Raw genomic sequence first — 26,957 nt, 5'->3', positions numbered from 1 at the left:
CCCGGCAACCTCACCCTAGGCTGCGCGCATGGACACCGACGGTGAGGCGGCTCCGCCGCCTCCTCGCCCGGACGCCGCGGACGCGGCGGCCCCGATGTCGCACCTCGGCCGCCAGTTCGAATGGGACGTCGCGCTGTCCTTCTCCGGCGCGCAGCAGGCGTACGTTCAGCGAGTCGCCGACACGCTGCAGAAGGCCGGCGTGCGGTACTACTACTACCCACTCGAGCGGACGCCCCAGTGGGGACAGCGCTTAGCTGAGGAGCTCCGGCTCATTTATGGTGAGCGGGCCCGCTGCGTCCTGATCTTCCTGTCCGCCGAATACGCGGACGGCGATTGGACCCGATGGGAGTACCGCGCCGCGCTCGGCCGCGCTGTGCGCGAACGGCACGAGTTCCTGCTCGTGGCTCGATTCGACGACACCCGCCTGCCGGGCCTGGCCGACGATCTGGCCACGTTGGACGCCACAGTGCTGTCCCCGCAGGAACTCGCAGAAGCTGCCATCACGAAGATCGCCGCCTTGACGGCTGCCGACGCCAGCGAACCATCGCCGGCGACTCCAGCCCCTCGAACCCGTAATAACAGCCGTCTCCGCTGGACGATTGGGGCTGCTGCCGCCTTGGTGCTGGCCGTCGCTCTCCTCGTTCCGTTGCACACGCTCTTGGGCACGGCGGAGCAGCCGAAGCCACCGGCCGGAGGAAAGTTCCGGGTCGGCTACGTCGACCTGTACTTCGACGGGTTCCCCGACGCCGACGCCGCCCGCCTGGAACACATCAATGACACGCTCTACCGGGCACTCGGACGCCTCGCGTCGGACAAGCCGGTCGAGACCGTACGGATCCCGAACACCGACGGCGACACGAGCCCTCAACGGCTCAGCGCGGTCGCGGAGTCTCGGCACGCCGACATCGTGTTCGCCGGACGGTACGATCCGCCACCGTCCACCGGGCTCGAGGCGGCGCTCTACGTGTCCGCGAACCAGTTGGACGTCGAGCAGTCGATCGCGGGCTACAGCGAGTTGGAGGGTGTCGGCTACGACCTGCTGCACAACCTCACGTCCGAGGACGATCTCGAACGGCGAGTCCTCGCTCTCGCCGAGCAGTACCTGGACCTGTTTCTCGCGATCGGGAACTACAGCGCGGGCGACTACGAGGACGCCCAACGCTGGCTCGACACCAGCGCGCGGTCCGCGAGTCCGGGTTCGAAAAACCCGCCGGAGAAATTCTACGACCTGATGAACGGCAACCTCGCCGGAAAACAACGCGACTGGACGGCTGCGGAGAAGTGGTACCGGTCCGCTCTCCGCGATGACCCCAGTTACGCACGCGCGCAGCTCGGTCTCGCGGAACTTCATTTCCACAACGTGACCCGCAGCGAAAATTGCAACTCGAACACAGACGCGAAGAGCCTGGCCGCGGTTGCCGACGAATACCGCAAGATTTCCACCGTCGAGTCCGACCGTGCGCAGGCCGACCTTACCGAGAAGGTGAACTTCGGCTTGGCACGAATCCATTTCTGCCTTGCGGCGAGCCGTTCCGACCGAACCATGACTACCGCTGCTGACTACTTCCAGGCCGTCCGCACGTCATACCGGGAAAGCCCATCGCCGAAACGTCGACGAATTGCCGCTATTGCCGGGGAATCGTCCGGCTGGCTGAGCGTGATCGCGCTCCAGAGGGGCGACCCAGAGTCGGCTGCGAACTATGCGCGCGAGGCTATCCAGCTCGCCGCCCGGGATAGCCGGCGACAGGCGATCTTCTTCGTCCGGCTCGGCGAGGCACGACAGGCTTGGGGTGACCTCGCCACTGCGCGGACCTGCTATCTGCGCGCCGAACGTGCGGGGGCACCACCCGAACTCACGAAGGACGGCCTCGCCTCGACCGCACGTATCGAGCCGTCGACGGCCGGCTGCAAATAGTGCCGTATCAGCGAAGTTCTCGATCCATTCCGGTGTAACGCGTGCGATCCCCGCTGCAAAAACGGGTCCACGTCGGACGGTAGAATCAATGCTGTCGGAGCACCACCGCCGTCGCCCGATGAGGTGGATGTGGAGAACCGTGCCCTGATCCGGGTGACGATTGCCGGGTTCGTCGTCGCTCTGCTGGTGGGTGTCGTCGCTTGGGTCGTGCTCGAATCCCGATTCGACACGGCGCCGGAGGATCGCAGCGACCGTCCGGGATCGACGCGCGATGTCTCCACCACCCCCGGTCCGGATGAGCCGCCGAGTCCAGGAAATACATCAACGGGCGGTGCGGAGGCCATCGAAACGCCACCGTCGTCGGGCACGGACGCCGACGACGGCACCTTATCGGCGGCGCCCCCGGCCAGCCCGACCACCGAGACGTCACCGAGCACCGCCGACACGAACCGGGCCCGGCCCGACCCGACGACGACGCGGAGCCCGGTCGGCGGCGGAAGCCGCCAGGGCCAGCGCCCGGCGGGCATTCCTGACCAACTCGATTACTACGCCGGCGGCGGCCGGCCGTGTGAACTGATCGAGCAGCTGATCGACACGTCGATCACGCAGATCTTTCCGATGCACGCGACGCTGACCGGCCCAGTGCTCGTTCCCGACACGCTTGACCTGTGCCTGGTCGCGTTCGATCCCAATTCGAGCATCCAACTCCGGCTCACCGGTCCCTCCGGTGCGGTCGTCCTGGACGAGACCCTTGCGCCGGAGGGAACCGATCTTCCGTTCCGGCTGTGGCCGTATCGCACGCTCATCCTCGACGGTCAGTGGACCGAAGGCCGATATCACGTCCAGGCGACGCAGGGAGCGACTCAACGCAGCATCGACATCGACGTCGCCTACACCCGCGTTCCTACGCTCGTGTCGATATTCGGAGAGTCCGGTTACCCGCCCGACAACTCGATGTTCGTCACTGGCGAGACCGTCCGGGTCGCACTCGGTGGATTCCCCGCGAGCAGCACGGTGCCGGTCCGGCTGTACGGCAATAGGACGGACGTAGCGCACCCGCTCACCTATCTGCGGTCGATCCCGGTGACGACGGACGCGCACGGCCAGGCGAGGCTTTCGATCCCGGTCGACGCCAACCTGCCGCGAGGCTGCTATCGGATCTTCCAGGAGACCGTCTCGGCGGACGACGAGTGGGTGAACTTCTGCGTGGGCCAGGGGGAATAACGCCAGGCCCACGCCGGTGGTCCCACCGAACTGGTCCGAGCGCTGACGCGTGAGCTTGGCTTGCGGCCCTGTCAGCCGCGGCACTGGCGGCAAAGTCCCATCGGTCGCCGCTGGTCGTCTGCTCATTGGCGCGGCTGATCGAGCGCAGCCCGCAAGCCCGGCTCATCAACGCGAGGCCAGCAGTCGTTCGTCAGGAGCCACCACCTGCGGTGGTCACGGTGGTGGCCAGACGGGACAGATACACGTCGTCGGGCTCGGCCGGCGGTGGCTGCACGTCGACCGGTGCCCCGTACAAGCGGGCTACGCCGCGCAGCAGCGCCACCCGTCAGCTGCGGACGGCCGTGCCGGGCAGAAACCGCGCGATCTCGAACGCCTGCCGTGGATTCTGCAGCACCGGCGCCCTGCGGCAAGTGTGTGCGCTTCGGTGGTTCGTGCGTCGCGCCGGAATTGCCCTGGCATCCTGAGGTCGCAATGGGGGATCCACAGTAGTTGCTCGTTACTGGCGCTAGATAGCGAAGGAAAGCTTGTGCCGAAAGAGTCCGCCGAAAGCGCTCAGGACGGAAATAGCGGCGCGGATCACTGGCCGAACCAGCTCGGTGTTGTGGTGGCGGTCAGCATCGTCGCGGTCGTCTACGCACTGATCACCGATGATTGGTCTTACGCCGGAAAATTGGCGCTTTCTACCGCATTCTTGGCCACCGTCATCATCGTCGCTGGTCGTCTGCGCGCGAGGAAAAACCGGCGCCGCAGCCACGGGACAGCTCAGGATCTCCCACCAGTCTGAACGGCTTGACCTCCTTTCACATCCCCTGACCTTCTGCGCGCCGCGGGCATTGCGCCCGTCGTCGGCTGTTGACCGAGACCTCTCATCGCTTCGACCAGCCCGGCCTCGGCCGGGACTGGCCGCGTCATCGTTCGCCAGCCGGCCGGGAGCTACCAGCCGGGCCAGGTCGCCGGGGCTTACTGACCCCGAACGCCAAACCCAAGATCCCGAGCAACGCCGCCGCGGGCAGCGTCACCACGCCGACCCACAGCCCGCGCAGGTCCCGGCGGAGCAGCAGCCACCCGGCCACCGCGTTCGCGGCGAACAGGAACAACGGCGCCACCACCGCGAAGGCGGTCGGCGCCACCCAGATGTACGACCAGTAGCGGTCGAGGTCGAGGCGCAGAACCGGCACGATCGGCACGGCGGCGACGAACACCGGCACCCACCGTGTCACCCGGCCCGGACGCGACGGCAACGCCAACGCGAGGACGCCGAGCGCCGCGTGCGGAAGGAGCACGATGAACGACGCAACCGAGGTGCTGAACCAGCCACCGTCCCGAATCGGGAGTGCGGCGGCCACCAGGCCCACCGGTTTGGCCACCACCATCAGCACGAGCGACGCCGCGATCAACCGCCGGCACCACCGGCCGGGGACGACGGCGAACACGACCGCCGCGGCCAACCAGGCGATCCAGGCGAACGCCGCCGGCGACTGGAAAACACGGGACGGGCCGACGGGCGGGTAGCCGTCGATCAGCGGCGTGAACTCGACCGCGAGCAACCAGATCGTCGCCAGCGCCGACCCGGTAGCCAGCGCCAGCACCGCCGCGATCGACACCCCGCCGGTGAACCCTGATGCTCGACGGGCCCGTAGGTGCTGACGCGCCCCGCCGACGAGCAGGTCGACGGTGTCCTGGGGGCTAAGCCGGCTCCGGTCGGGTCCGATTGTGTCCAGGTAGGTGCCGACGAGTTCGTCGCCCCGTTCGGCGCGGTAGTCCGCCGGGTAGGCGAACAGCAGCCGGCGGTACCGCCGTTCCAGGCGGTTTCGCTGTTCACGCTCGTTCATGCGAGCCCTCCCGCCGGGGCCCAACCCGACGCCTTCAGCCGGGCCGTCGCGGCGGCCAGGTTGCGACGCATCCGCTCGCTCTCGGCGCCGAGCACGTTCAAGCCTTCGTCGGTGAGCCGGTAGTAGCGACGGAGACGCCCGTCCACGACCTCCTCGTGGTCGGGCGCCACCAGCCCGTCGTCGGAGAGCCGGTCGAGCGCGCCGTAGAGAGTGCCCGGCCGGAGCGTGATCCGCCCACCGTACGCATTGCACAATCTTCCGGCCGAGCCCTGGCGTCACGGGCGTCGCCGGTCCCGGCGCTGCCCCACAACGCCCACCGCACAACGCCACCGCACAACGCCCACCGCCCACCGCCCACCGCCCACCGCCCACCGCCATGAGCACGGCGGGCACTACCGTGAACCCGCAACGCACGCGGCGAGCGTTCTGACCAGGTTCCGCTTTGCGGGGCCTGAACGTCACGTGCCCCGAAGCCATGCCTCTTCCCATCGGGTAAGCGACGAGGCCGGCCGGGGCCTCGGGTCCGAGGTCATTCACGCAGGAATCCAAGGCTGAGTACGGCTTCAGCGCCGTTTCAGCCCCGCTTCAAGCCCCCGTGTGACTCTCGTGCGGCCCAGATTTCCGGCTGAGGAGAGTTCATGCGCACACGCCGGTGGCAAGGCTACTTGCCGCCCTCACCGCAACCGTGACGTTCCTGCTCGCGGCGCCGAGCAGCGCCTACGCCGACCTCCAAGACGGTCGGATAACTTTACCGGTGGCGATCGATCAGACGACCGGTGACCGATTCGCCGCCGTGCCGGATTGGCAGAAGGCCGGCAACTGCACGGTCTTTCCCGAGATGACGGTCCGGGTGATCCAGCGGGCCGATCCGGCGGCCACCACGTACGTCGTCCGGCTCCACGCGACCGTTTTCACCATCGCCGTCCACGGAAGCGCCGACGTGTGGCACGAATACCTCAGCCTGCGCGACGCCAGCGGCGCGCTGATCGCCGGGGTGACTTTCGACGGGCCGCAGATGACTCGGACGTTCACCGACTACACCTGGGATGCCCAGGTGAGCGTGCCGCTGACCGTGCCGACGTACCTACGGATCGCCAAAATCCAGTTCGTCGCCAGCTGCTGACACCCGCCGCCCGCCGCTGCCACCACCCGCCGCCCGCCTCCCCGGAGGCGGGCGGCGCCGCGACTGACGAAGTCCCCCGGGCACTTTCCACTGAAACTTCAGTCGGACGAGATCTGATCCGACCCGTGCAGGAAGGCAGCGTCGACGACGCCGGCCGCGGACGCCGGAACGTCGTTCTGGTCCCCCTCACGACGAGTCCCCGAACTCACTTCGAGGAGGACGAATGACGAGTGACCCGCTCCGGGCGGAAGCTGTCCGGCGAGTGCACAGGAAACGCGGCCTGCAGATCCACGCGCTCTGGTTCGTGCTGGTGACGCTGGCACTGATCGTGGTCTGGCTGATCTGGCTCCGGACGATCTTCTTCTGGCCGCTCACCGGGCTGGCGCCCTGGGCAGTCGGCCTCGCGTTCCACGCCTGGGCCGTCTACCACCCGTCGGACGGCGAGGATCGCCGCGTCGAGCGGGAGATGGACCGGTTGCGCAGCCGCCGGCCCTCGCTGGATTGACCCGTGCCGTTCCCACAGCCGCCGACCGGACGAGGATGAGCATGGAAGATTTCGACGCCGTCGTGATCGGATCGGGCATGGGCGGCCTGGCCGCAGCCCGAGCGCTCGCGCAGTTCGGACGGGCCCGGGTCCTCGTTCTCGAACAGCACTACACGCTCGGCGGCATGACTCACGAGTTCTCCCGCGGCGGGCGCTACGAGTTCCCCACGGGCATGCATTACCTGGGGGCAGCACCCGCACCGTTCCTCGATTTCCTGACCGACGCCAGAGCACAGTTCGCGCCGCTGCCGGACGAGTTCGACGTCCTGCACTTCCCCGACTTCGACTTCGCGATCCCGGCGTCCGAGGAGCGTTTCCGGGCCCGGCTCGCGGAGCGTTTCCCCGACGAGGCCGACGCCGTCGACCGTTTCTTCGGCACGATCGGCCGGGCCCGGACCGGGCTCGTCGCGCGGAACGTGGTGTCCTCGTTCCCCTCGCTCGTGCGACGGCTCGGCTTTCCGATCGTCGAGCGGCTCTTCCCGTCGACGTACCGGACGCTGGACGACCAGCTCGCGCGCCACTTCCGCGACCCGCGGCTGCGTGCGGTGCTGGCGGCGCGCTGGGAGCTCTACGGCACCCCGCCCGGAGCGGGTGCGTTCGGCTACCACGCCTCGGTACCGATGACCTACTACCTCAGCGGTGGCACGCACCCGGTGGGCGGTCCGAAGGAGATCGGCACGCTGGTCCTGGAGGGCCTGGAGCGCCACGGGGTGGTGCTGCGCTCCCGGCAGAGCGTGCACCGGATCCTGGTGGAGCGTGGCCGGGCCGCGGGCGTCGAGGCCGAGGACGGCGTCACGGGTGAGCGCTACCAGGTGCGGGCACCGGTCGTCGTCTCCGGGGCGGGCATTCGCAACACCTATGCGCTGCTCGACCGGGACGTTCCCACGCTGCCCGCGGAAGCGTCGACGCTGATGCTCTTCGCCGGGCTGAAGAAGTCACCGGCCGAGTTCGGCCTGCGCGGCGAGAACCACTGGATCATTCCGGACCTCACCCCGGCCGCGGCGCTGTCCCGGCTTCCCGGTGAGGGCTCGCTCTACGCCTCGTTCGGCTCGCTCAACAACCCCGCCGCGCGCTTCCACACCGTCGAGGTCCTGCAGCTCATCGATCCGTCCCACGTCGACGCCTGGCGCGGCGCCGAACGTCCGGACGAGTACCGCGCCTTCAAGGACGCGACGACGCGACGGCTGATCGAGCGCCTCGAGGAGCGCTGGCCGGGTTTCGCGGACAACATCGAGTTCACCGAGCTGGCCACCCCGCTCTCGTTCGAGACGTATCAGCGCAGCGTCCGTGGTGCGTTCTACGGTCTGTCGGCGACGCCGGAGCGGCTCCGCTCGATGGTCGCCGGCTGCCGTACGCCGGTGAAGGGCGTGGTGGTCGCCGGGCAGGACGCCTGGAACGCGGGTGTGCTGGCCGCGGTGGCCGGTGGCCTCATGGCGGCCAACGCGGTGCTGAAACCGCGGCAGGTCCAGGCGATGTGGCAGACGATCCGCGCCCCGCAACGGGCGGCCACTCCCTGGCGCGGCTACCTCCGCGTCAGCCGGGTCGAAGCGCTGACACCCACCGTCCGGCGCGTCCGCCTCGAGTCCCTGGAGGGCGGCGCGCTGCCGTTCACGTTCACCGCCGGGCAGTACGTCACGGTCGACTTACCGGTCGCGGTCGAGGAGATCGAGCGGTCCTACTCGATCTGCAGTGGACCGGAGGAACGTGACTACGTCGAGATCGCGGTGAAGCAGGACCCCCTGGGGCTGGGCTCGACGTTCCTGCACGAGGAACTGGAGATCGGGCTGGCGCTGCGGACGAGCGGCCCGCACGGTGAGTTCACGTACTCCCCCGGGCCCGGCGGCCTGCTGCTCCTCGCCGGTGGCATCGGGATCACCCCGTTGATCAGCGTCCTGACCGCGGCCGCCGACGCCGGTCAGGCCGGTCCGATCGTGCTGCTGGCGAGCTTCCACAGCCAGGAGGAGGTCGCGTTCTCCGACGAGCTCGAGGCCCTGCGGGCCCGGCTGCCGGGGCTGGAGGTGCGGATCTTCGTCACCCGGGACGGTGGCCGCCGGATCGATCGCGAGGCCCTCGCGCCCCACGTGGCCGTCGCCCCGGGCCGCGTTCACCTCTGCGGGCCGCCCGCGATGATGCAGGACGTCCTCGATCTGCTGACGACGCTCGGCGTGCCGCGCGAGGCGATCCGCACCGAGGCCTTCGTGTCCGGCCGCAGCAGGCAGACGCGACGGGAACGCGCGAACGCCGTCGAACTCGCGGCGCGGGCAGCGGGCGTCGAGCGGTTCACGATCGCCGGCCGCAGCGACGAGTTCCCCTGCCTGCCGGGGCAGACGATCCTGGACGCCGCGAACGCCGCCCGGATTCCGTTCCCGCAGTCCTGCGGGGAAGGCGCCTGCGGGACCTGCCGCGTACGGGTGCTCGCCGGCCACTACGAGACCGATACGCGTGGCCTGTTCTCCAGCGCGGAGCTGGACGCCGGCTGGCGCCTGGCCTGCCAGACCCTGCCCACCGAAGACGTACGCATCGATCGATAGGAGAAGACCTTGGCTACCAACGTCGTCCTCGTCCACGGCGCCTGGGCGGACGGATCCGGCTGGCGTGCCGTCCACGACCTGCTCACCGCCGACGGCTTAGCGGTCAGCGTCGTCCAGAACCCGACCGTGACGCTGGCCGAGGACGCCGCCGCCACCCGCCGGATACTGGACCGGCAGGACGGGCCGACGATCCTCGTCGGGCACTCCTACGGGGGAGCGGTGATCACCGAGGCGGGAACGCACGAGCGCGTCGCCGCGCTGGTCTACGTGGCCGCGTTCGCGCCCGACAAGGGCGAGTCGGTGAACACCCTCATTCCCGAGCCGTCGCCGGGCGTTCCGGTGCCGCCGATCCTGCCGCCCGCCGACGGCTTCCTGTTCCTCGACCGGGAGAAGTTCCACGAGGCGTTCGCCGCGGACCTGCCCGCCGACGACGCCCGGTTCCTGGCCGCGTCCCAGACTCCGTGGGGGCTGGGCGCGATCGGCGGCGTGATCACCGAAGCGGCCTGGCGGAGCAAGCCCAGCTCCTACGTCCTGACCACCGGGGACCGGATGATCCCGCCGGTCGGCCAGCGATCGATGGCCGAGCGAATGGGCGCGACGGTGACCGAAGTGGACGCGAGCCACGCGGTCTACGTCTCCCGGCCGGAGAGCGTCGCCGCCGTGATCCGGGCAGCGGTCTAGCGTCGTCACCGGCGCGACGACGCGGAACGGCTCGGCCGGAGCCGCGCCGGCGGCCGGTCAGGACGCTCGTTGCCCGCCCAGGATCTGCTCGGCCCGGCCGGAGAAGAGATGGGCGCCACGAGCGGCGGAGAGCGCGCGGGCGCGCTCGGCGGCCGCCCGCACGAGCGCGGCCGGCTCGCCGCGGGCCTGCATCACCCGGACCCGCTGCACCAGCACGTGACCCTCGGCGTACCGCTGGCCGTGGGTGTCGAGGAGTTGGCCGGCGCGGTCGAGCGCGCCGGCCGCTTCGTCCGTCCGGCCGGCTGCCAGCCACATCTCGCTGAGCGCGCTCAACCAGGCGACGAGACCCGAGCGGGGCGGGTCGAGCAGTGATTCGGTGATGATCCGCTCGGCCTCCGCCGCGGCACGGGCCGGATCGTGACCGGTGACGGCCCGGGCCCAGCACCGGGCGAGCCGCTGATTGATGTCGTAGAAGACGGAGGCGCGCTCGGGATCGGCGGCGATCCCGCGCTCCGCCGCACGCAGCGCCCAGTCCGGGTCACCGATGAGCGTGGCCGTTCTGGCGGCGAACGTCGACCAGATCGTGACGAGGTAGGGCTGCCCGGCGGCGGCCTCCATCCGGCCCAGAATCGCCCGGGCTTCGTCGACTCGGCCGTGGAGCGCCGAGGTCTCCGCGAGCAGGCCCGCCGAGTACATCTGGAGGTCGTGCCGGAGCAACTCGGTCTCGCGCGACGCGAGGTCGTCCGGGATGGCTTCGCCGGTGCGGCTCAGGTACGAGTACGCCTCGTTGATGTCACCGAGGGCCCAGTTGTGGATTCCCCAGGACTGCAGGGCATAGGTGCGGACGACCGGGTCGGTGGAGGTCGTGCCCTCAGCCAGGAGCCGGCGCGCGAGCTGCCCGCTGCGGGTGAGCTCGACGCACTGACAGTAGGCGTTGCTCTGCGCGAAGACGATCTCGGCCGTCGTCCGCTCCAGCCCGAGCTCGCGGGCCAGGTGCTCGGCGCGTTCCAGCAGGTCGACCGCCGATCGCAGGTAACCCGACCGCACCGCCACCACGGCGATGAGCCGCGAGAGGGCAGCCAGCTCGAGCTCCGGTCGGTCGGCGGCGCGCGCCACCTGGACGGCTGACCGGAACAGCGGCTCCGCGGCCTCGAGGGCGGCCTTGGTCACCGCACGACGACCGGCCCGGATCAGCGCGTCGGCCGTGCGTGCCGGATCCGCGAGCGGACCCGCGGCCCAGAGATGGTGGGCAATGCTCTCGGCCGCGGTCTCGCCGCCGGACGCCGTGTCTTCCCACGCGTCGGCGATGCGCAGGTGCAGGCGCAACGCCTGCGGCCGGGGCACCGCGGACGCGACGGACTCACGAGCCAGGTCGTGCGCGAAACCGTACGAGAACGGAGAGCCGGGTGTGGGCGCGAGCAACCCGAGCGCCCGGAGATCCTCGAGGCGCTCGAGGCAGGCCGGCACGTCGAGCCCGGCGATCCGGCTGAACAGATCCACGCCGATGTCCCGACCGACGAGCGCCGCGATCCGCAGGAGCTCGCGGTGCTCGTCGTCCAATCCGGTCAGGCGGTGGCGAACCATGTCCAGCACGGTGGCCGGTACTTCGGCCCGGGTGGGGGACGCGCCGGTGTCCGCGAGCACCCGGGAGAGTTCCCGGACGAAGAACGCGTTGCCACCGGTGCGGGCGTGAATCGTACGGACCTCCGCCGGAGCCGGGTCCCGACCGGTGGTGCGGCGGACGAGTTCGGCGACGTCGTCGGGGCCGAGCGGTCCGAGTGGGAGCCGCCAGTGCCCGTGGGCCCGGCTGACCGAGGCGAGCATCCGGGTCAGGTCGGGTGCGGGCGCCGGTGCTCGATCGCGGAGAGCACCGATGAGCGCGAGCCCGGCCGTCGGCCGGTCGACCAGGTGACCGAGCAGCCGTAGCGACGCCGGGTCGGCCCACTGCAGGTCGTCGATGACGATGAGCAGCGGCCGACGCGTCGCGGCATCACCGAGGACGGCCACGACCTCCTCGAAGAGACGGAACTGGGCCGCGGCGTCGGGCTGCGTGGGAGCGTCGAGCGGATGGACCAGCCGGGACAGGTCGCCGTCCGTCCACTCCGCTCGCACGGACGCCGGCAGGTCGTCGAGCACGGCCCCGACGATCTGTATCCACGGCCACATCGACGGTGCCGCTCCCCCTTCGGAGCACTGCCCCCAGGCGACGAGCGCCCCCCGCCGCGCGGCCTGGGCGGCGGTCTCCCTCAGCAGCCGGGTCTTCCCGACCCCCGGCTCACCTTCCACCAGCACGAGTCCGGTGTCGCCGGTCAGCGCGGACTCCGCAGCGCGCCGCAGCAGCGTGAGCTCGTCGGCCCGGCCGACCACGCCGTCGGCTTCACCGCGCCCGGAGGCGTCGGCCCCGCGCGCCGGCGCGCCGACGGTCACGGGGCCGCTCGAGTGAGCGAGCGCGCGCCGATGGGCGGCCAGGAGGGCCGGGCCCGGCGTGACCCCGAGATCCTCCCCCAATCGCGTGCGGGCGCGCTGGAACGCCGCCAGTGCCTCGGCGGGCCGCCCCGCTGCGGCCAGCACCTCGACCAGCCCGGCCTGCACCGGCTCGTTCAACGGATCCATCAACACGGCCAATTGCAGAGGCCGCAGCACCCGCTCCGGCCCGTCCGACGTGACGGCGATCACGGCCGCGGCCGTGCAGGCGTCGAAGAACTCCCGGTCGAGCGCACCGAAGACGGCTGCGGCCGCGGAACCGGTGCGCAAACCCTCACCGGCCGGTCCCTGCCATCGGCTCAGGGCCTCGGCGTACGCGTCGAGCGCGGCCTCGTCGCCCCCCACACCGGCCTTGGCCGTCCTGACCTGCTCGCGGAACGCGACGAGGTCCAGGGTGGACCGGTCGGCCCGCAACCAGTACCGCTGCTCCCGCCGGTGGAGAAAAGCACCGGACTCGCGTGCGGAGAGCGTCGGCTCCAGCAGCCGCCGGAGCGCACCCACGTACTTCTGGACGACGTTGAGCGCGCTGGCGGGTGCGTTGCCGTTCCAGATCAGGTCGATCAGCTCGCTGGTGCTGACCGGCTGACCCACCCGGGCCAGCAGCACGCCCAGCAGTAACGCCTGCTGCTGCGGGCCGGTGGCCTGCTCCGCTCCGTCGCGCCAGACGCGCAGCGGACCCAGGATCTGCAGCCGTACGGTCACTGGCCCACTGCTCCCAGCCCGGCCAGCATCTCGTCGGCCCGTCGAGCGAACAGGTGGGCCTCACCCCGCACGGAGACTTCCCTGGCTCGCTCGGCCGCTGCCCGGACGACACCGAGCGGCTCTCCCCTCGCCTGCACCAGCCTCGCCCGCACCAGGAGGATCAGTCCTTCGGCGCAGCGCTCGCCGTGGGCGTCCTGGAGCTGGTCGGCGCGATCGAGGGCCGCGGCCGCGCGGTCCGGCCGCTCGGCCGCCAGCCAGGCCTCGCCGAGAAGGCCGTACCAGCCGGCCACACAGGAGTGGGCGGGGTCGGCCAGGTTCGCCAGGACGATCCGCTCGCCCTCCTTCGCGGCTTCCGCCGCGGCGGAAGCGTCACCGGAGACCGCGAGCGCCCAGCATTCGGCCAGCCGCTCGTGTGCCCCGAGATGGACACGGGAGTGCTCCGGATCGACGGCGATCCCGCGACGGGCGGCACGCAGCGCCCGATCGGCGTCTCCGGCCCAGGCCGCGGCGATCGCCGAGAATCCGGACCAGACCGTGAGGGCGTTCGGGTCGCCCTCGGCCTCGGCCTCGACTTCACGGAGCAACTTCTGGCCACCGTCGACGTCGCCGTTCGCCGTGGTGCTCAAGGCGAGCCACAGCGGGATACGCACCGCCAGGTACGGCCAGAACCCGTCGTCGTCGTCCGGTGGTGCACCGTCGGCCAAAGCGCGATCACAGCGCCGGAAGTAGCGGTTCCCCTCACCGACGAATCCGCGCTGCCACTGGTGGATGCCCCAGGCGTGCAGGCCGAAGACCCGCACGATCGGATCCCGGGACGTCTCGCCCCGCTCGCGCAGCCGACGGGCCAATGGCTCGTTGCGCTCGATCCGGATGTCCTGGGCGTGGGCGAGGAACCGGAAGTAGAGGAACTTGGTGGCCTCGCGTTCACGGCCCAGGCGACGTGCGACCTGCTCGGCGCGCGTCATCAGCTCGAGCGTCGGTGCGACGAAGCCCGATCGTGTCTCGACGACCATCGCCAGCTGCGACAACGCGGAGAGCTCGAGCTCCGGCAGATCCGCGCCGCGAGCCAGCTGCACGGCCGAGCGCAGGTGCTGCTCGGCGGCTTCGAAGGCGAACTTCCCGGCCGCGCGGTCCGCCGCCCCGAGAAGGGCGCTCGCGGTGCGGGCCGGATCGGCGAGCGGGCCGGCCGCCCAGAAGTGATGAGCGAGTCTCTCGACGTCCGAGGCGCCGTGGGTGACGTCAGGCTCCAGCGCCTCGGCGACCCGCAGGTGGTAGCGGAGCACCCGTTGCGGTGGCATCGCGTCGACCACCGCCTCGCGGACGAGGTCGTGGGCGAACCGGACCACGAGTACGTCCCCGCGTGCCGGAGCGAGCAGGCCGAGCGCCTCCGCCGGCGCCAGCCGCTCGAGCCCGGCCTCGGCATCGACGTCCGCGGCGCGGGTGAGCACCCGCAGCTCGGCGTCCCGGCCGATGATCGCCGCGATCCGCAGCAGTTCGGTGGTGCCCTCGTCGAGGTCGCGCATCCGGTCGCGGACGACGTCGTGCACCGTGGAGGGCACCCGGGCGCGGGCCGCGGCGGTGGGGGCAGCGGCGGTGGAGGCAGCAGCGGTGGGGCCGGCGCCGGCGCCGGCGCCGTCGGCCAGCAACCGGGCCAGCTCACGGACGAAGAACGGGTTGCCCGCCGTCCGGTCGTAGATAGTCCGGGTGACCCCGGCATCCGGTCGCGTCCCGGTCTCCCGGCGGACGAGCTCGGTCACCTCGTCCGGCGAGAGCGGGCCGAGATCGATGTGCCGGTGGTGGGGGACGCTGTTCGCCGCCGCGAGGAACCGGGTCAGGTCGGAACCGGGCACCGGCGCGCGGTCGCGGAACGCGCCGATCAGCGCGGCGCCGTCCGGCATCCGAGCGGTCAGATGCCCGAGAAGGTGCAGTGACGCGGCGTCGGCCCACTGGAGGTCGTCGAAGACCAGCACGACCGGCCGGCGGCCCGCGACCTGGCCGATGATGGCGACGACCTGCTCGAAGAGTCGGAACTGCGCACCGGCGTCCGGAGCGGACCGGCCTTCGCGTGGCTGCACCAGGCTGCCCAGTTCGCTCTGCGACCACGTTGATCGCGAGGCGGCGGGCAGGCTCTCGAGGAGAGCCGTGACGGATTGGGTCCATGGCCACATCACCGGGGTCCCGTCACCGTCCAGGCATCGCCCCCAGACGACCAGCGCCCCGCGCGCGGTGGCCTCGCCGGCCACCTCCTCCAGCAGCCGCGTCTTGCCCACGCCGGGCTCGCCGTCGACGAGAACCAGTCCGGTGCCTCCGGCGAGCGCGGCCTCCACGCTCCGCCGCGCGATCCGCAGGTCGTCCGTCCGGCCCACGAGGGCGTCGGCGCCCACGTCCGCCCGCGTCGCCGTCGTGGCTCCGACCGGGACCGGCGCCCGCCGAGGCGCGGCCTCGTCCGATCGGCCGACGGACGCCAGCGCAGTCGTGAAGGCCGCCTGCACGGACTCGTCGCGCGGTGCCAGCGACGCCGCCAGCCGCAATGCGGGGAGCAGCCGCCCGGATCGGCCCCGGGGCGCGGCGAGCTGAGCCGCGGTGACGCAGGCGTCGAAAAACTCGCCGTTGCGCGCCGCGAGGAGCGGTGTCGCGGCCGGTCCGTAGTCCAGCCCGTCGCCGACCGGGCCGCGCCAGAGGCCCAGCGCGTTCGAGTACGAGTCGAGCGCGGCGTCGTGGTCGCCCTGGGCGACGGCGGCCCTGGCCTCGTCGAGGTGCTTCCGGAAGGCGAGCAGGTCCAGGGTGTCGGGCGTGGCCGCGAACCGGTAACCGTCCGCGTGCCGGTGCAGATAGGACCCCGCCCCGCGCGCCGGAAGAGACGGTTCGAACAGACGCCGAAGTGCACCGACGTGCTTCTGGACGACGTTGACCGCGGTCGTCGGCGCCTCGTCGCCCCACACCAGTTCGATCAGCGTCGGCAGGCTGACCGGGGCATCCGCGGACAGCGACAACAGGCCGAGGATCCGCGCCTGCAGCCGCGGCCCGCCCTTGAGCTCGCGGCCGTCCCGCCAGAGCCGTAGCGGTCCGAGTACCTGCACACGTAAGGCGCTGGTCGAGTCGTTCACGCCGTACATCACCCCTACGAACGGCGATTTCGTGACGGAGTCAAGCGCATCGGAGGGTCGCTTGTCGACAGTGTGGGACATTCCGCTGCCAGGAGCCGCTCCTAGTGCGGAAGGCGCTCGGATTGCGGCTCGTCCACCGGACCGAGCTCGGCCAGCAACGCCGCTGACCGGCGGGCGAAGAGGTGCGCCCCCTGTCGGGCCGACACCGACCGCGCGCGCTGGGCAGCCGCCCGCACGGCCGGTACGGACCGCCCGGACGACTGCAGCAGGCGGGCACGCACCTGGAGCAGCAAGCCTTCGGCGTACCGCTGGCCGTGACGCGCGAGCACCGTGTCCGCGCGGTCGAGGGCCGCCGCGGCCTGCTCCGGCAGCCCTGCCGCCAGACACATCTCGCCCATCAGCCCCAGCCAGGTAGCGAGGTCCGATCGGGGCGGATCCACCAGGCCCGCGGCGATCAGCTCGCGCGCCTCCGCGACCGCTCCGACGGCGTCGTCGCCGGTCACCGCCTTCGCCCAGCACCGGGCCAGCCGCTGATACGTCCCGAGAAAGCCGAACGAGAACTCGGTGTCCACGGCGATCCCCCGGTCCGCCGCGCGCCGCGCCCGGGCCGGGTCACCGACCAGGGCGGCGACGCGCGCCGCGTACGCCGCCCACACCGTGACCGCGTAGGGATCCTCGCCGGCGTCGGTCTCCATCGTGTCGAGCTGCGCCCAGGCGGCGTCCACCTCGCCGTGCAGCGCCGTGGTCATCGCGCGCATCGCGACGGCGATCATCCGGAGGTCGCGCCGGAGCGTATCTTCGCGGCCGCGCGCCGTTTCGAGAGCGGCCGTATCGGTGTCGGTGAGATATCTGTACGCCTCGCCGACGTTTCCGATGCTCCACTGGTGGATCCCCCAGGCGTAGTTGCCGTACGCGCGCACGAGGGGATCGGTGCCGGCCTCGCCCTCCCGGAGCAGCCGGCCCGCCAGCGGTGCGGAACGGTCGAGCTGGATGCCCTGGGCACAGGCGGCCCACCGCGAGAACAGGAACTCGGCCGCCTCCTGTTCGCGGCCGAGTTGCCTGGCGAGGTGTTCGGCACGCTCCAGCCGGCCGAGCGCGGAGCCGACGTACCCCACTCGCATGCCGTCCACCGCGGTGAGCAGTGACAGGGCCGAGAGCTCCAGCACCGGCAGGGCCGCTGCCCCGGCCAGCTCCACGGCCCGCTGCAACTGGAGACCGGCGGCATCGAGCGCCGACTTGCCCGCCGCGCAGCGGCCGGCGCGGATCAGCGCCGCCGCGGTCCTGGCCGGATCCGCGAGCGGACCGGCCGCCCGCAGATGATGTGCCAACCGCTCCGCCACCGCGTCGTCGTCCGCGGTCGTGCGCTCCAGCGCGTCGGCGATCCGCAAGTGCAACGTGGTCGCCCGCCACAGCGGCGTAGAGTCGGCCACCGACTCCCGGACCAAGTCGTGCGCGAACACGAACGCGTGGGGGTCGTCGGCCGCCGGCTCGAGCAGGCCCGCTCCGATCAGTGGCTCCAGACGTGCGGCGCAGGTCTCCGCGTCGAGGCCGGTGCTACGTGCGAGCAGGGCGAGGTCGGCCTCGCGTCCGATCAGCGCAACGGTCTCGAGCAGTCCCCTGGCGTCGTCGCTCAACCGGATCACGCGGTCGTGGACCACGTCCCGGACGGTGGCCGGCACGCCGGCACCCGCCGCGGCGGCCTCGGTCACCTCACCGCTCCGGGCGAGTAACCGGGACAGCTCCCGCACGAAGAAGGGGTTACCGCCGGTGCGCGCGTGCAGGCGTTGCGCCACGTCCGGTCCCGGATCCCGGCCGATCTCCCTGCGGACCAGTTCGGCCACCTCGGCCGGATCGAACGGCCCGAGCCGGATCCGCCGATGGCGGGACGACCGGCTGGCCGCCGCGAGCATCCGCGCCAGTGCTGAACCCGGTTCGGTTGGCCGGTCGCGGAGTGCGCCGATCACCGTCGTCCCGGCCGGCATCCGCGCGGCCAGATGACGGAACATCTCCAGCGAGGTCGCGTCGGCCCAGTGCAGATCGTCGACGACGAGCACGACCGGCCGGTCCACCGCCACCTGACCGATGAGCGCCACGACCCGCTCGAACAGGCGGAACGTCGCGCCGCTGTCGGGCAGCACCGACAGCGCGTCGACGTCCCCGGGCGACCCGGTCAGACGTCCGAGATCACCGTGGTGGGTACCGGCAGGCAGCACGTCGACGAGCGCGCCGACGATCTGCACCCACGGCCACATCGACGGAGCGCCGCCCCCGTCCAGGCAGCGGCCCCCGACCACGAGCGCACCGCGTCCGCCGGCCTCGGCACCGGCCTCGTGGAGCAGATGGGTCTTGCCCGCTCCCGGTTCGCCGGTCACGACGACGAGCCCGGAGTCTCCGGCGAACGCCGCGTCCACCGCCCGCCGGATCACTCCGGACTCGCCTCCCCGGCCGATCAGGCCGGTCCGCCGGAGCGTCCCGGCCGCCGTCGACGCCGGGCCCGGTACGGCCTGCGACGGACGACCGATCAGCCGGTACGAGGCCATCAACGCCGGGCCGGGATCGACGCCCAGCTCTTCCGCCAGCCGGGCGCGCACGGCGCGGAACGATGCCGCCGCCTCGGCGTGCCGGCGAGCGGTCGCGAGTGCGGAGATCAGGCTCGCCTGCACCGTTTCGTGGAGCGGCGACAGCCGGGCGGCCAAGCGCAGCGCCGCCACCACACGCCCCGGCTGCGCCCGCGCCACCGCCAGCCGGCCCGCAGCCACGCAGGCGTCGACGAACTCGCTTTCCAGCGCCCCGAAGATCGCCGCCGCCGATCCGTGTGCCAGTCCTTCGCCGACGGCGCCGTGCCACAACGTCAGGGCGTCCACGTACGCGTCCAGCGCCGCACCCGGCCGCTCTGCCGCCCTACTGGCCTCGGCCGAAGCCACCAGGTTCCGGAACGTCACGACGTCCAGCGAGCCGGGGACCGCAGCGAAGAGATATCCGTTGCCCGTCCGTCGCAGGAACGATCCGGCGCTGCGGACAGGCAGTGTCGGCTCGAGCAGCCGCCGCAGCGCACCGGCGTACTTCTGGAGCGTGTTGCTCGCGGAGGTCGGCACCTCGTCCGGCCAGATCAGATCGATCAGCTCGCTCGTGCTGATCGGCGTCCCCGCACGAGCGAGCAGCACCGCCAGGAGCAGGGCCTGCTGCCGGGGCCCGACGCCCACCTCGACGCCGCCCCGCCAGACCCGTAACGGCCCCAGGATCTGTAGTCGCACCTGCTCGCCCGAGGTGGACATTCTCGTGCCGACTTCCTCCCCCGCGCTGCTCCGCCGTCGCCAGGAACTCCCGGGTGCTTTCCTATCCGTCCGGTAGGACGGAGCGCAACCGCTCGAGGGGCGGCTCCGCCATTCACGGGGACGGCGGAGCCGGCCGTTCCACGTCCGAGCCGCGGGGGCGACCGAACAAGCCATCCGCAGCAGGCGGTCTGCTCACCCGGCGAGGACCACGCTCGAGCGCGGCACCCGCAGATGGGCACCTTCCGAGGTCAATCGGGAGGCGCCTTCGAGCATCGTGACGCCGGCCCGGGCGGCGAATCCGCTGTCGTGCGCGACGACGGTCCCGGTAAAGCTGACGTGCTGACCGGAGCGGACGACCAGCGGAGACTCGCCGGCACCGGAGATCTGCACCCAGATCCGATCGAGCGGGCCGCTGCCGACCCAGAAGCCCTCGTCAGCCGGGACCGAGAGCACCAGCACCTGCTGGGCCTCGGCGTCGCGTCCGAGATAGGAACGCAAGGTGGCGTCCTCGTCGGCCGGGTGGGGCACGACGACTGCGCCGCCGATCACCACCTGTCCGTTGCCGGTCACCTCGGCCGGAGCCACGGGCTGCGCGGTGCCGGAGGCCGGTCCGTCGGACGCGGTGTCGCGGCCGCCGGCCGCACCGCGGACCATCAGCGCCGCCACGATCAGCGCGACGACGACGGCCACCGTGCGGGCCGGACCGGAGCGAAACAGCGAGCGGATGTCGGGAGCGGCCATCGGAGGACCCTTCGCTGCGGAGCGGTTCCTTTCTGCTGATACCCATCCGCTCTGTGGCGAACCAGGCGTATTCGCTCCGAGGCGCGGCAGGACCGAGTGTTGCGAACTGAACAGTCACGACGTCATCCCGACGATCGAGCGGGGGCGCGTTCGGCGAGAAGGTAGTTCCAGGACGGGGACACACCCCGCCGAACAACTTCAGGAGGCTGGACGACATGAGCGGCTGCTACGACTACGACTACTCGTACGACTGCAACGACAGCTACGACTACGACTGCCGGCCGCGTCGTCGCCACCACAAGAAGCGCCACTACAACGACTGCTGGGACTACAGCTACTGCAGCTGACCTCCCCGAGAAGCGAAGGCCCGGAACGCGAAACCGCGCTCCGGGCCGCTCCACGTCCGGGGCGAAGTCGCCTCCGCCACTGATTTCGTAGTACTGACCTTGTGCCGAAAGTCCGAAGGCCTGCGGTTAGACGTACCCCACCAGCCCGGTCGCCGCCTGCCGAGCGAGGGCTCCTCGGCCAGGAGCGGGCCGGCGATGTGGCCGCGTTCCGACCGGGCACGTGACGGAGAGCACAGTTGCCTGAGTGACGAATTGCTTGATTGAAGACTTCTTCAATCACTAAGTTGTGGCCGTTGGGGCAGGAGGGGTGCATGGCGGTTCCGCTGTACCAGGCGAAAGCGGAGTTCTTCCGGATGCTGGGGCATCCGGTCCGGATCCGTGTGCTGGAGCTGCTAGGAGAGCGACCCCGGCAGGTCCGTGAACTGCTTGCCGAGATCGACATCGAGGCGTCGAGTTTGTCCCAGCAGCTGGGGGTGTTACGACGCGCCGGGATCGTGACCTCGAGGCGCGAGGGCACCGCGGTCACCTACGCGTTGGCCGGTCCCGACGTCGCCGACCTGATGCGCGCGGCGCGCCGAATCCTCACCGAAATGCTCGTCGGACACGTCGAGTTGCTGGAGGCGCTGGAGGCGCAGCAGGAACCGGACACCGACGACAGCCGGCCCGCGGCTACGGTCGACTCGGCGGGTCGGTGACGCCCGGCCGCGCCCCAGGACGGTGGCTGCGGACCGGATCGGCGCTGCTGTCCCTCCTGCCCTCGCGTGCGGACCTGCAGGCGGCCCGCCGGCAGCCGCTCAAGGATCTTCTGGCCGGACTGACGGTGGCCGTCGTCGCGTTGCCGCTGGCGCTGGGCTTCGGGGTCGCCTCCGGAGCGGGTGCGGCCGCCGGACTGGTCACCGCTGTGGTCGCCGGAGCGGTCGCCGCGGTGTTCGGCGGATCGAACCTGCAGGTCTCCGGCCCGACCGGCGCGATGACCGTCGTGCTGGTGCCGATCATCGCCGAGTTCGGCACTCGCGGAGTGCTGACCGTGGGCCTGCTCGCCGGTCTGCTCCTGGTCGGCGCCGGACTGCTCCGGATAGGCCGTTACATCCGGCTAGTACCGGCACCGGTGGTGGAGGGTTTCACCGTCGGGATCGCCGCCGTGATCTTCCTCCAGCAGGTGCCCGCGGCACTGGGCGTGCACAGCGAGCCGGGCAACGTGGTCGCGCTCGCCGCCCGTGCCCTCACCCGGTCGGCGGCGCACCCGGACTGGACCACGATCGGCTTGGCGACCGGCGTGGTGGTGACGATTCTCGCCGGCAGTCGCTGGCGCCCCGGGATTCCGTTCTCCCTACCGGCTGTCGTCGTAGCCACCGTGCTCGCTGACGCCGCTCACTGGGACATCCCCCGGATCGGCGCACTGCCCTCGACGCTGCCCGCGCCGACCGTCGGGTTCATCCAGTGGGACGCGCTACCCGCGCTGGTCCTCCCCGCCGTCGCGGTCGCGACCCTCGCCGCGTTGGAGAGCCTCCTGTCGGCCACGGTCGCCGACGGCATGAGCGTCGACTCCCGCCACGACCCCGACCGGGAACTGTTCGGCCAGGGACTGGCGAATCTCGCGGCCCCGCTGTTCGGCGGCGTGCCCGCGACCGCGGCCATCGCCCGGACCGCGGTCAACGTCCGCTCCGGAGCCCGTTCGCGGGTCGCGGCGCTCAGCCACGCCGTGATTCTCGCCGCGATCATGCTGGCCGCGGGTCCGGTGGTCGCAGAGATTCCGCTGGCCGCTCTGGCGGGGGTGCTGATGGCCACAGCCGTGCGGATGGTGGGACTCGGCACGGTCGCGGTGTTCTGGAGGGCGTCCCGTGCCGACGGTCTGGTCCTCGCCGTCACCGCCGCGCTCACCCTCGCGGTCGACGTCGTCACCGCAGTCGTGATCGGACTCGTCGCGGCGATGATCGCGGCCCTCCGCGCGATCGCGCGGTCGGCGAGCGTGCGGACCGAGACGTTCGAGGGCAGCCCGTCGCCTCCCGAGGCCGACTTGCTGGCCGAGCACATCGTCGTCTACCGGCTGGACGGGCCTCTGTTCTTCGCCGTTGCCCACCGATTTCTGCTCGACATTGCCGACCCCGCGCAGGTCGTGGTCCTGCGCCTGTCGCACGTCACCGCTCTCGACACCACCGGCGGGCTCGTACTGCGTGACCTCGTCGATCGGCTCGAGACCGGTGGTAGCACCGTCTACCTCTCCGGCGTCCGGGCCGAACAGGAACGAACCCTGACCGCGGTCGGCCTGCTACCCAGGCTGCGAACCGCCCACCGATGCTTCGACACGACACCCGAGGCCATCGCCGCCGCCCGCAACCACGTCGAGGCGACTGGCCCGCCTGCGTCGAAAGCCCGCAAAACCACCCAAGCCACCGCGCTATCGACGTTGACCTCAGCCCACGAAGAGACGCAGCACTCCAGCCGACCAGCCGCGTATGTGATCCAGGAGGAAAATTCATGATCGTCGTTGTCGGAGAACACTCGGTCGAACTCAAAGAGGCGCAGGATCTCGAGCAGCTGCACGTGTTCTCAACCTGCGCGCCGACGGTCGTCGACGCGACTCTCCGATCCGCCGGGCTGGGCCGGATGAACGAAGACGGCACCGCGCTCCTGAACACCACAGAGCTTCACGCCCGGGCCGTCCAAGAGGGGACGGGACCCGACCGGGACTGGGAGCGTCGCTGGATCACGATGGTGCGCCTGGCGTTGTCGCAAGGCCAGGCCACGGACCACGGCGCGGGCCTGGTCGTCCGCATCGAGCCGGACTGGAACGGCGAGGCGTAAGTGTTGTGAACCGAACGTTCGCGGCGTCATCACCCGAACGAGGTTGCGCGCATTCAGCGGGAACCTAGTTCCAGGACGGGAACACAACCCGCGGAACTACCCCGCACGCCTCGGCCCGGAACGCGAACACGCGTTCCGGGCCGCTCCACGTCCGGGTCAGGAGTCGGACCGACGACCCGGTACCGGCGCTCTTCTCGTCACAATGGAGTAATGCCCCACCAGCTCGACGACGTTTCCTGGCCGGTTTCCACCGCGCGGCTGACGCTCCGGCGGGCCAGGCCCGACGACGCCGACGACGTCCTCTCGTATCGTTCACTGCCCAACGTCGTCGAGTGGATGGGCGATCCTCCGGACGACTTCCACACCAGGTTCGCCGCGCCCGAACGGTTCGGCGTGTTGCTGCTCATCGAACGAGCCGGCGCGATCATCGGCGAGGTGATGATCAAAATCGAGGATGCCTGGGCTCCGCTGCGCATGATGTCGCAGGCGCAGGGCGTCCAGGCCGAACTCGGTTGGTCGCTACGACCGGAAGAGACCGGGAAGGGCTACGCGACGGAGGCCGTCGAAGCCGCGATCCGGATCTGCTTCGAAGAATTAGGATTGCGACGGGTATTCGCGAGTTGCTTCGCCGCCAACACGCCGTCGTATCGGCTGATGGAACGGGTGGGGATGCGCCGGGAGGCGCACACCGTGCTGGACGGACTGCACCCGTCCGGCGAGTGGATGGACGGTTACTACTACGCGTTGCTGGCCGACGAATGGCGCGGCAATCTCTAGCGCATCGGCGGAGCGCACCCACGCTTGATCAGGTCCACCTCGTCGGCGGTCGGGGGCGAACCCGGCAGTGGGGCGGGGTACACGGCCCGGAATCCGTCCAGGAGACCGGCCAGGTAGCGGCGCCAGAGATCCGGGTTGACGTCGCGGGCACTGTCGATCACGGCGCCGACCATGATCGAGGCGACCACGAAATCCTGGACGCAGACGCCGGGCCGCAGCACCCGAGCCTCGTGCCCCCGCTCCACCAGCTCCTCGATGATCGGCACGATGGTCTGCTGGAAGTAGCAGATCAGGTCGAACTGCTCGGCGGACTGCAGCATCAGATCCTTGAAGCCCCGGTTGGTCGCCTGGATCTCGAGGTGATCGACCATGAACCTCTCGAGCGCCTGCCAGGCATCGGTGATCGTCAACCAGTGGTCGGCCTGCGCCACGATCCGGTCGAGTTCGTCGCGGAACAGCGCCTCGAACAGCGAGGCCTTGTCGGGAAAACGTCGGTACACGGTGCCCACGGCGACATCGGCCGCCTCAGCCAGCTCGTCGTGGCTGAGCGCCAGTCCCTTCTCGGCGACGAGGGTGTGGGCCGCGCGAAGGATGCGTTGCCGGTTGCGCTCGGCATCGCGTCGCAGCGGCCTGACCGCCGGCCCGGCCTCACCCGTGGTGCTCACGGCGAGAGCGTAGTCCGCCGCGGGGTGCCCGTCCAGTCGAACTTGAGAGACGTTCCTAAAGTTGACAAGCCTCTCCACTTATCGGCTACTGTGCGGGACGGAAGTTGAGTTACTTCTCCACTTAGCCGGGCAACGACGACCGGTTCGCGCGCCGGGTCCCTCGGTGCTGGCCCCGCTGGGGCCTGACGACACAGACGAAGGACAGCTGCACCATGACCCTTTCCGATATCGGCGACCCGCCCGGCGAGGCGCAGACGCCGGCCGAGGAGTCGGACCCCAACCTTTCTCCGGTCGACCCGAGGCGGTGGTGGGCGCTCGGGGTGATCGCGATCGCTCAGCTGATGGTCGTCCTCGACGCCTCCATCGTGACGATCGCCCTGCCGTCGGCCCAGCACGCCCTCGACATCAGCGACGCCGACCGCCAATGGATGGTGACCGCCTACACCCTGACGTTCGGCGGTCTGCTCCTGCTCGGCGGCCGGATCGCCGACTACACCGGTCGTAAGAAGGCATTCCTCATCGGGCTGGCGGGTTTTGCCGCGGCCTCCGCGCTCGGCGGCGCCGCCCAGAGCGGTCTCACCCTCTTCGGGGCCAGGGCTCTGCAGGGCGCCTTCGCCGCACTGCTCGCCCCAGCAGCCCTCTCGATGATCTCCGTCATGTTCACCGATGCCCGCGAACGGGCTCGCGCCTTCGGCGTGTACGGCGCGATCTCCGGCGGCGGCGCGGCGATCGGACTGATCCTCGGCGGCGTGCTCACGGAGTACGCGAGCTGGCGCTGGTGCCTGCTGGTGAACGTCCCGATCGCGCTGTTCGCCGCGCTGGCCGCGATCCCGCTGGTGAAGGACAGCCGGGCCCACGGTGACACTCGCTACGACGTCCCCGGCGCGGTCCTGGTCAGCGCTGGTCTCGCCGCCCTCGTCTACGGTTTCACCGAGGCCGCGAAGCCGGGTTCGGGCTGGACCGACGGAACCACCCTCGGCTGGCTGGCCGGTGCCTCGGTCCTGCTCGTCGGGTTCGTCGTCTGGGAGAGCCGTACCAGCCACCCGCTGCTGCCGATGCGGATCGTGCTCGACCGCAACCGAGGCGCCGCGCTCGGCGGATCGCTGCTGGTCGGGGCGGGCCTCTTCGCGATGTTCCTGTTCCTGGCGTACTACATGCAGCAGAACCTGGGCTACAGCGCGTTGAAGTCGGGCTTCGCGTTCCTCCCGTTCAGCGCCGGGATCGTCGTCTCGGCCACCATCGCCAGCTCGCTGCTGCCCCGGGTCGGACCCAAGGTGCTGACGGTCGTCGGCGGTGTGCTGGCCACCGTCGGGCTGGCCTATCTGGTCACCCTGACCGAGACGACCAGCTGGAGTGCCCACGTGCTGCCGGCGGAGATCCTGATCAGTCTCGGCCTGGGCTTGTTCTTCGTCTCCACGTCGAGCCTGGCCTTGACCAACATCGGCGAGCACGACGCCGGCGTCGCCAGTGCCCTGCTCAACACGTCGCAACAGCTCGGCGGCGCGCTCGGAACGGCGCTGCTGAACACGTTGTTCGCCAGCGCGGTGAGCGCGTACCTGGTCGACCACCCCTCGGCCGGTGCCGCGTCGGCGGCCAGCATCCACGGCTATCACGTGGCCTTCGCGGTCGGTGCCGGGCTGATCGCCGCGGCGACGGTGCTGACCCTGATCCTGATCAACACGCGGAAGTCCGACGTCACCGCGGAACCGGTTCTCGTACCCGCCTGAGCCCGGGAGCATGCCGGTCCGGTGCCGCTCTACTGCGGCACCGGACCGATCTGCTCGTAGTGCTGCATTAGCGCGGCCCCGCCGCACGGATCACCGTGATCGGGGACCTGCCGCCGGCCGCCCGACACTTCTAACGAGGCCTGGCTGGTCCTGAGTCGCGACGACGGAGCAGCCGGCCCGGGTTGTTGTTCCTGCGCGTTTCGGACGGGAAGTCGGCGAAGAATCGCATCCAGTGCGACCTGTGGCCGACCTCGACGACGCGGGACGAACAGATCGAGCGAGCGACCGGTCTGGGGGCGACGGTGCTGGACGATCGACGTCGGTCGGACGGGACCGGGTGGGTGGTGTTCGCCGGCCCGGAGGGGAACGAGTTCTGCATCGGGCGGAGTGCCGCCGAACGGGCGGCTACCCGGCCGGCGGTCGGGAAACCCCAGTGATCTCCCCTGGTTTCCCGGCGGCGCCGTCGACACACCCGGA

At 70.9% G+C, this 26,957-nt stretch carries 21 protein-coding genes; 14 read left to right on the top strand and 7 right to left on the bottom strand.

What is annotated here, in order from left to right; translation table 11 throughout:
* Nucleotides 1-28: 28 nt before the first annotated feature.
* From ACIBZJ_RS08365 to ACIBZJ_RS08355, 3 genes are all read left to right on the top strand, one after another.
* Nucleotides 29-1,915 carry a TIR domain-containing protein gene (locus tag ACIBZJ_RS08365; protein ID WP_395926983.1) on the top strand — a complete coding sequence of 629 codons (1,887 nt, stop codon included), beginning with the start codon at nt 29-31 and terminating at the stop codon, nt 1,913-1,915.
* A gap of 129 nt (nt 1,916-2,044) precedes the next feature.
* Entirely contained in the window at nt 2,045-3,139 is a 1,095-nt protein-coding gene (locus ACIBZJ_RS08360; RefSeq protein ID WP_395926981.1) for a hypothetical protein, read from the top strand.
* Between the two features lie 526 nt (nt 3,140-3,665).
* On the top strand, nt 3,666-3,923 hold the full coding sequence (locus tag ACIBZJ_RS08355) for a hypothetical protein (RefSeq protein WP_395926979.1): 258 nt from the start codon (nt 3,666-3,668) through the stop codon (nt 3,921-3,923).
* Between the two features lie 124 nt (nt 3,924-4,047).
* On the opposite strand, the gene ACIBZJ_RS08350 is transcribed toward ACIBZJ_RS08355, so the two are convergent.
* Both ACIBZJ_RS08350 and ACIBZJ_RS08345 read right to left on the bottom strand, forming a co-directional pair.
* The gene (locus tag ACIBZJ_RS08350; RefSeq protein ID WP_395926977.1) at nt 4,048-4,971 is read right to left on the bottom strand and encodes a hypothetical protein; all 924 of its coding nucleotides are present in this window, start codon (nt 4,969-4,971) and stop codon (nt 4,048-4,050) included.
* Nucleotides 4,968-5,225 (bottom strand): PadR family transcriptional regulator, encoded by a 258-nt coding sequence (locus tag ACIBZJ_RS08345; RefSeq protein WP_395926975.1) that lies wholly within the window; start codon nt 5,223-5,225, stop codon nt 4,968-4,970. Before ACIBZJ_RS08345 ends, ACIBZJ_RS08350 begins: the two co-directional genes overlap by 4 nt.
* 398 nt (nt 5,226-5,623) lie before the next feature.
* On the opposite strand from ACIBZJ_RS08345, the gene ACIBZJ_RS08340 reads away from it, so the two are divergent.
* From ACIBZJ_RS08340 to ACIBZJ_RS08325, 4 genes are all read left to right on the top strand, one after another.
* Nucleotides 5,624-6,094 (top strand): hypothetical protein, encoded by a 471-nt coding sequence (locus ACIBZJ_RS08340; protein WP_395926973.1) that lies wholly within the window; start codon nt 5,624-5,626, stop codon nt 6,092-6,094.
* A 223-nt stretch (nt 6,095-6,317) separates the two neighbouring features.
* Nucleotides 6,318-6,599, top strand: coding sequence for a 2TM domain-containing protein (locus ACIBZJ_RS08335; RefSeq protein WP_395926971.1), 282 nt, complete (start codon nt 6,318-6,320; stop codon nt 6,597-6,599).
* A gap of 41 nt (nt 6,600-6,640) precedes the next feature.
* Nucleotides 6,641-9,169 carry a 2Fe-2S iron-sulfur cluster-binding protein gene (locus tag ACIBZJ_RS08330; RefSeq protein ID WP_395926969.1) on the top strand — a complete coding sequence of 843 codons (2,529 nt, stop codon included), beginning with the start codon at nt 6,641-6,643 and terminating at the stop codon, nt 9,167-9,169.
* A 9-nt stretch (nt 9,170-9,178) separates the two neighbouring features.
* Nucleotides 9,179-9,850 carry an alpha/beta fold hydrolase gene (locus tag ACIBZJ_RS08325; RefSeq protein ID WP_395926967.1) on the top strand — a complete coding sequence of 224 codons (672 nt, stop codon included), beginning with the start codon at nt 9,179-9,181 and terminating at the stop codon, nt 9,848-9,850.
* 57 nt (nt 9,851-9,907) lie between these two features.
* Here ACIBZJ_RS08325 and ACIBZJ_RS08320 read toward each other — a convergent pair whose 3' ends face one another.
* The 4 genes from ACIBZJ_RS08320 to ACIBZJ_RS08305 form a co-directional block, all read right to left on the bottom strand.
* Nucleotides 9,908-13,036: an ATP-binding protein gene (locus ACIBZJ_RS08320; protein WP_395926965.1), complete on the bottom strand. Its 3,129-nt coding sequence runs from the start codon at nt 13,034-13,036 to the stop codon at nt 9,908-9,910.
* The gene (locus ACIBZJ_RS08315) at nt 13,033-16,143 is read right to left on the bottom strand and encodes an ATP-binding protein (RefSeq protein WP_395926962.1); all 3,111 of its coding nucleotides are present in this window, start codon (nt 16,141-16,143) and stop codon (nt 13,033-13,035) included. The genes ACIBZJ_RS08320 and ACIBZJ_RS08315 overlap by 4 nt, the downstream gene beginning before the upstream one ends.
* Nucleotides 16,144-16,244: 101 nt before the next feature.
* On the bottom strand, nt 16,245-19,418 hold the full coding sequence (locus ACIBZJ_RS08310) for an ATP-binding protein (protein ID WP_395926960.1): 3,174 nt from the start codon (nt 19,416-19,418) through the stop codon (nt 16,245-16,247).
* Nucleotides 19,419-19,610: 192 nt separating this feature from the next.
* Nucleotides 19,611-20,159: a hypothetical protein gene (locus ACIBZJ_RS08305; protein ID WP_395926957.1), complete on the bottom strand. Its 549-nt coding sequence runs from the start codon at nt 20,157-20,159 to the stop codon at nt 19,611-19,613.
* A 215-nt stretch (nt 20,160-20,374) separates the two neighbouring features.
* On the opposite strand from ACIBZJ_RS08305, the gene ACIBZJ_RS08300 reads away from it, so the two are divergent.
* From ACIBZJ_RS08300 to ACIBZJ_RS08280, 5 genes are all read left to right on the top strand, one after another.
* A complete protein-coding gene (locus ACIBZJ_RS08300; protein ID WP_395926954.1) occupies nt 20,375-20,506 on the top strand; it encodes a hypothetical protein in 132 nt (43 codons plus the stop codon).
* Nucleotides 20,507-20,817: 311 nt separating this feature from the next.
* On the top strand, nt 20,818-21,201 hold the full coding sequence (locus ACIBZJ_RS08295; RefSeq protein ID WP_395926952.1) for an ArsR/SmtB family transcription factor: 384 nt from the start codon (nt 20,818-20,820) through the stop codon (nt 21,199-21,201).
* On the top strand, nt 21,198-22,988 hold the full coding sequence (locus tag ACIBZJ_RS08290) for a SulP family inorganic anion transporter (protein ID WP_395926950.1): 1,791 nt from the start codon (nt 21,198-21,200) through the stop codon (nt 22,986-22,988). Before ACIBZJ_RS08295 ends, ACIBZJ_RS08290 begins: the two co-directional genes overlap by 4 nt.
* Nucleotides 22,985-23,311, top strand: a complete 327-nt coding sequence (locus ACIBZJ_RS08285) for a hypothetical protein (protein ID WP_395926948.1) — start codon at nt 22,985-22,987, stop codon at nt 23,309-23,311. The genes ACIBZJ_RS08290 and ACIBZJ_RS08285 overlap by 4 nt, the downstream gene beginning before the upstream one ends.
* 210 nt (nt 23,312-23,521) lie before the next feature.
* Nucleotides 23,522-24,088: a GNAT family N-acetyltransferase gene (locus tag ACIBZJ_RS08280; RefSeq protein ID WP_395926946.1), complete on the top strand. Its 567-nt coding sequence runs from the start codon at nt 23,522-23,524 to the stop codon at nt 24,086-24,088.
* Here ACIBZJ_RS08280 and ACIBZJ_RS08275 read toward each other — a convergent pair.
* Complete coding sequence (locus ACIBZJ_RS08275) at nt 24,085-24,753, bottom strand: TetR/AcrR family transcriptional regulator (protein WP_395926944.1); 669 nt, start codon at nt 24,751-24,753, stop codon at nt 24,085-24,087. The two genes, ACIBZJ_RS08280 and ACIBZJ_RS08275, sit on opposite strands and share 4 nt — an antisense overlap.
* A gap of 212 nt (nt 24,754-24,965) precedes the next feature.
* Here ACIBZJ_RS08275 and ACIBZJ_RS08270 point away from each other — a divergent pair, with 212 nt between their 5' ends.
* Both ACIBZJ_RS08270 and ACIBZJ_RS08265 read left to right on the top strand, forming a co-directional pair.
* A complete protein-coding gene (locus ACIBZJ_RS08270) occupies nt 24,966-26,480 on the top strand; it encodes an MFS transporter (protein WP_395926942.1) in 1,515 nt (504 codons plus the stop codon).
* Between the two features lie 140 nt (nt 26,481-26,620).
* Entirely contained in the window at nt 26,621-26,917 is a 297-nt protein-coding gene (locus ACIBZJ_RS08265; RefSeq protein WP_395927760.1) for a VOC family protein, read from the top strand.
* Nucleotides 26,918-26,957: the final 40 nt, after the last annotated feature.

The organism is Cryptosporangium sp. NPDC051539 (assembly GCF_044454545.1).
In the GTDB taxonomy this organism is placed as follows: Bacteria; Actinomycetota; Actinomycetes; order Mycobacteriales; family Cryptosporangiaceae; genus Cryptosporangium.
The sequence above is the reverse complement of the archived record's forward strand: the minus strand, read 5'-3'. Positions and strand labels throughout refer to the sequence as shown.

What these genes read in the sequence shown, in the direction of transcription:
- ACIBZJ_RS08365 (WP_395926983.1), top strand. Translation starts at nt 29, where the DNA reads ATGGACACCGACGGTGAGGCGGCTCCGCCGCCTCCTCGCCCGGACGCC.
- ACIBZJ_RS08350 (WP_395926977.1), bottom strand. Translation starts at nt 4,971, where the DNA reads ATGAACGAGCGTGAACAGCGAAACCGCCTGGAACGGCGGTACCGCCGG.
- ACIBZJ_RS08335 (WP_395926971.1), top strand. Translation starts at nt 6,318, where the DNA reads ATGACGAGTGACCCGCTCCGGGCGGAAGCTGTCCGGCGAGTGCACAGG.
- ACIBZJ_RS08330 (WP_395926969.1), top strand. Translation starts at nt 6,641, where the DNA reads ATGGAAGATTTCGACGCCGTCGTGATCGGATCGGGCATGGGCGGCCTG.
- ACIBZJ_RS08310 (WP_395926960.1), bottom strand. Translation starts at nt 19,418, where the DNA reads ATGTCCACCTCGGGCGAGCAGGTGCGACTACAGATCCTGGGGCCGTTA.
- ACIBZJ_RS08305 (WP_395926957.1), bottom strand. Translation starts at nt 20,159, where the DNA reads ATGGCCGCTCCCGACATCCGCTCGCTGTTTCGCTCCGGTCCGGCCCGC.
- ACIBZJ_RS08300 (WP_395926954.1), top strand. Translation starts at nt 20,375, where the DNA reads ATGAGCGGCTGCTACGACTACGACTACTCGTACGACTGCAACGACAGC.
- ACIBZJ_RS08295 (WP_395926952.1), top strand. Translation starts at nt 20,818, where the DNA reads ATGGCGGTTCCGCTGTACCAGGCGAAAGCGGAGTTCTTCCGGATGCTG.
- ACIBZJ_RS08285 (WP_395926948.1), top strand. Translation starts at nt 22,985, where the DNA reads ATGATCGTCGTTGTCGGAGAACACTCGGTCGAACTCAAAGAGGCGCAG.
- ACIBZJ_RS08280 (WP_395926946.1), top strand. Translation starts at nt 23,522, where the DNA reads ATGCCCCACCAGCTCGACGACGTTTCCTGGCCGGTTTCCACCGCGCGG.
- ACIBZJ_RS08270 (WP_395926942.1), top strand. Translation starts at nt 24,966, where the DNA reads ATGACCCTTTCCGATATCGGCGACCCGCCCGGCGAGGCGCAGACGCCG.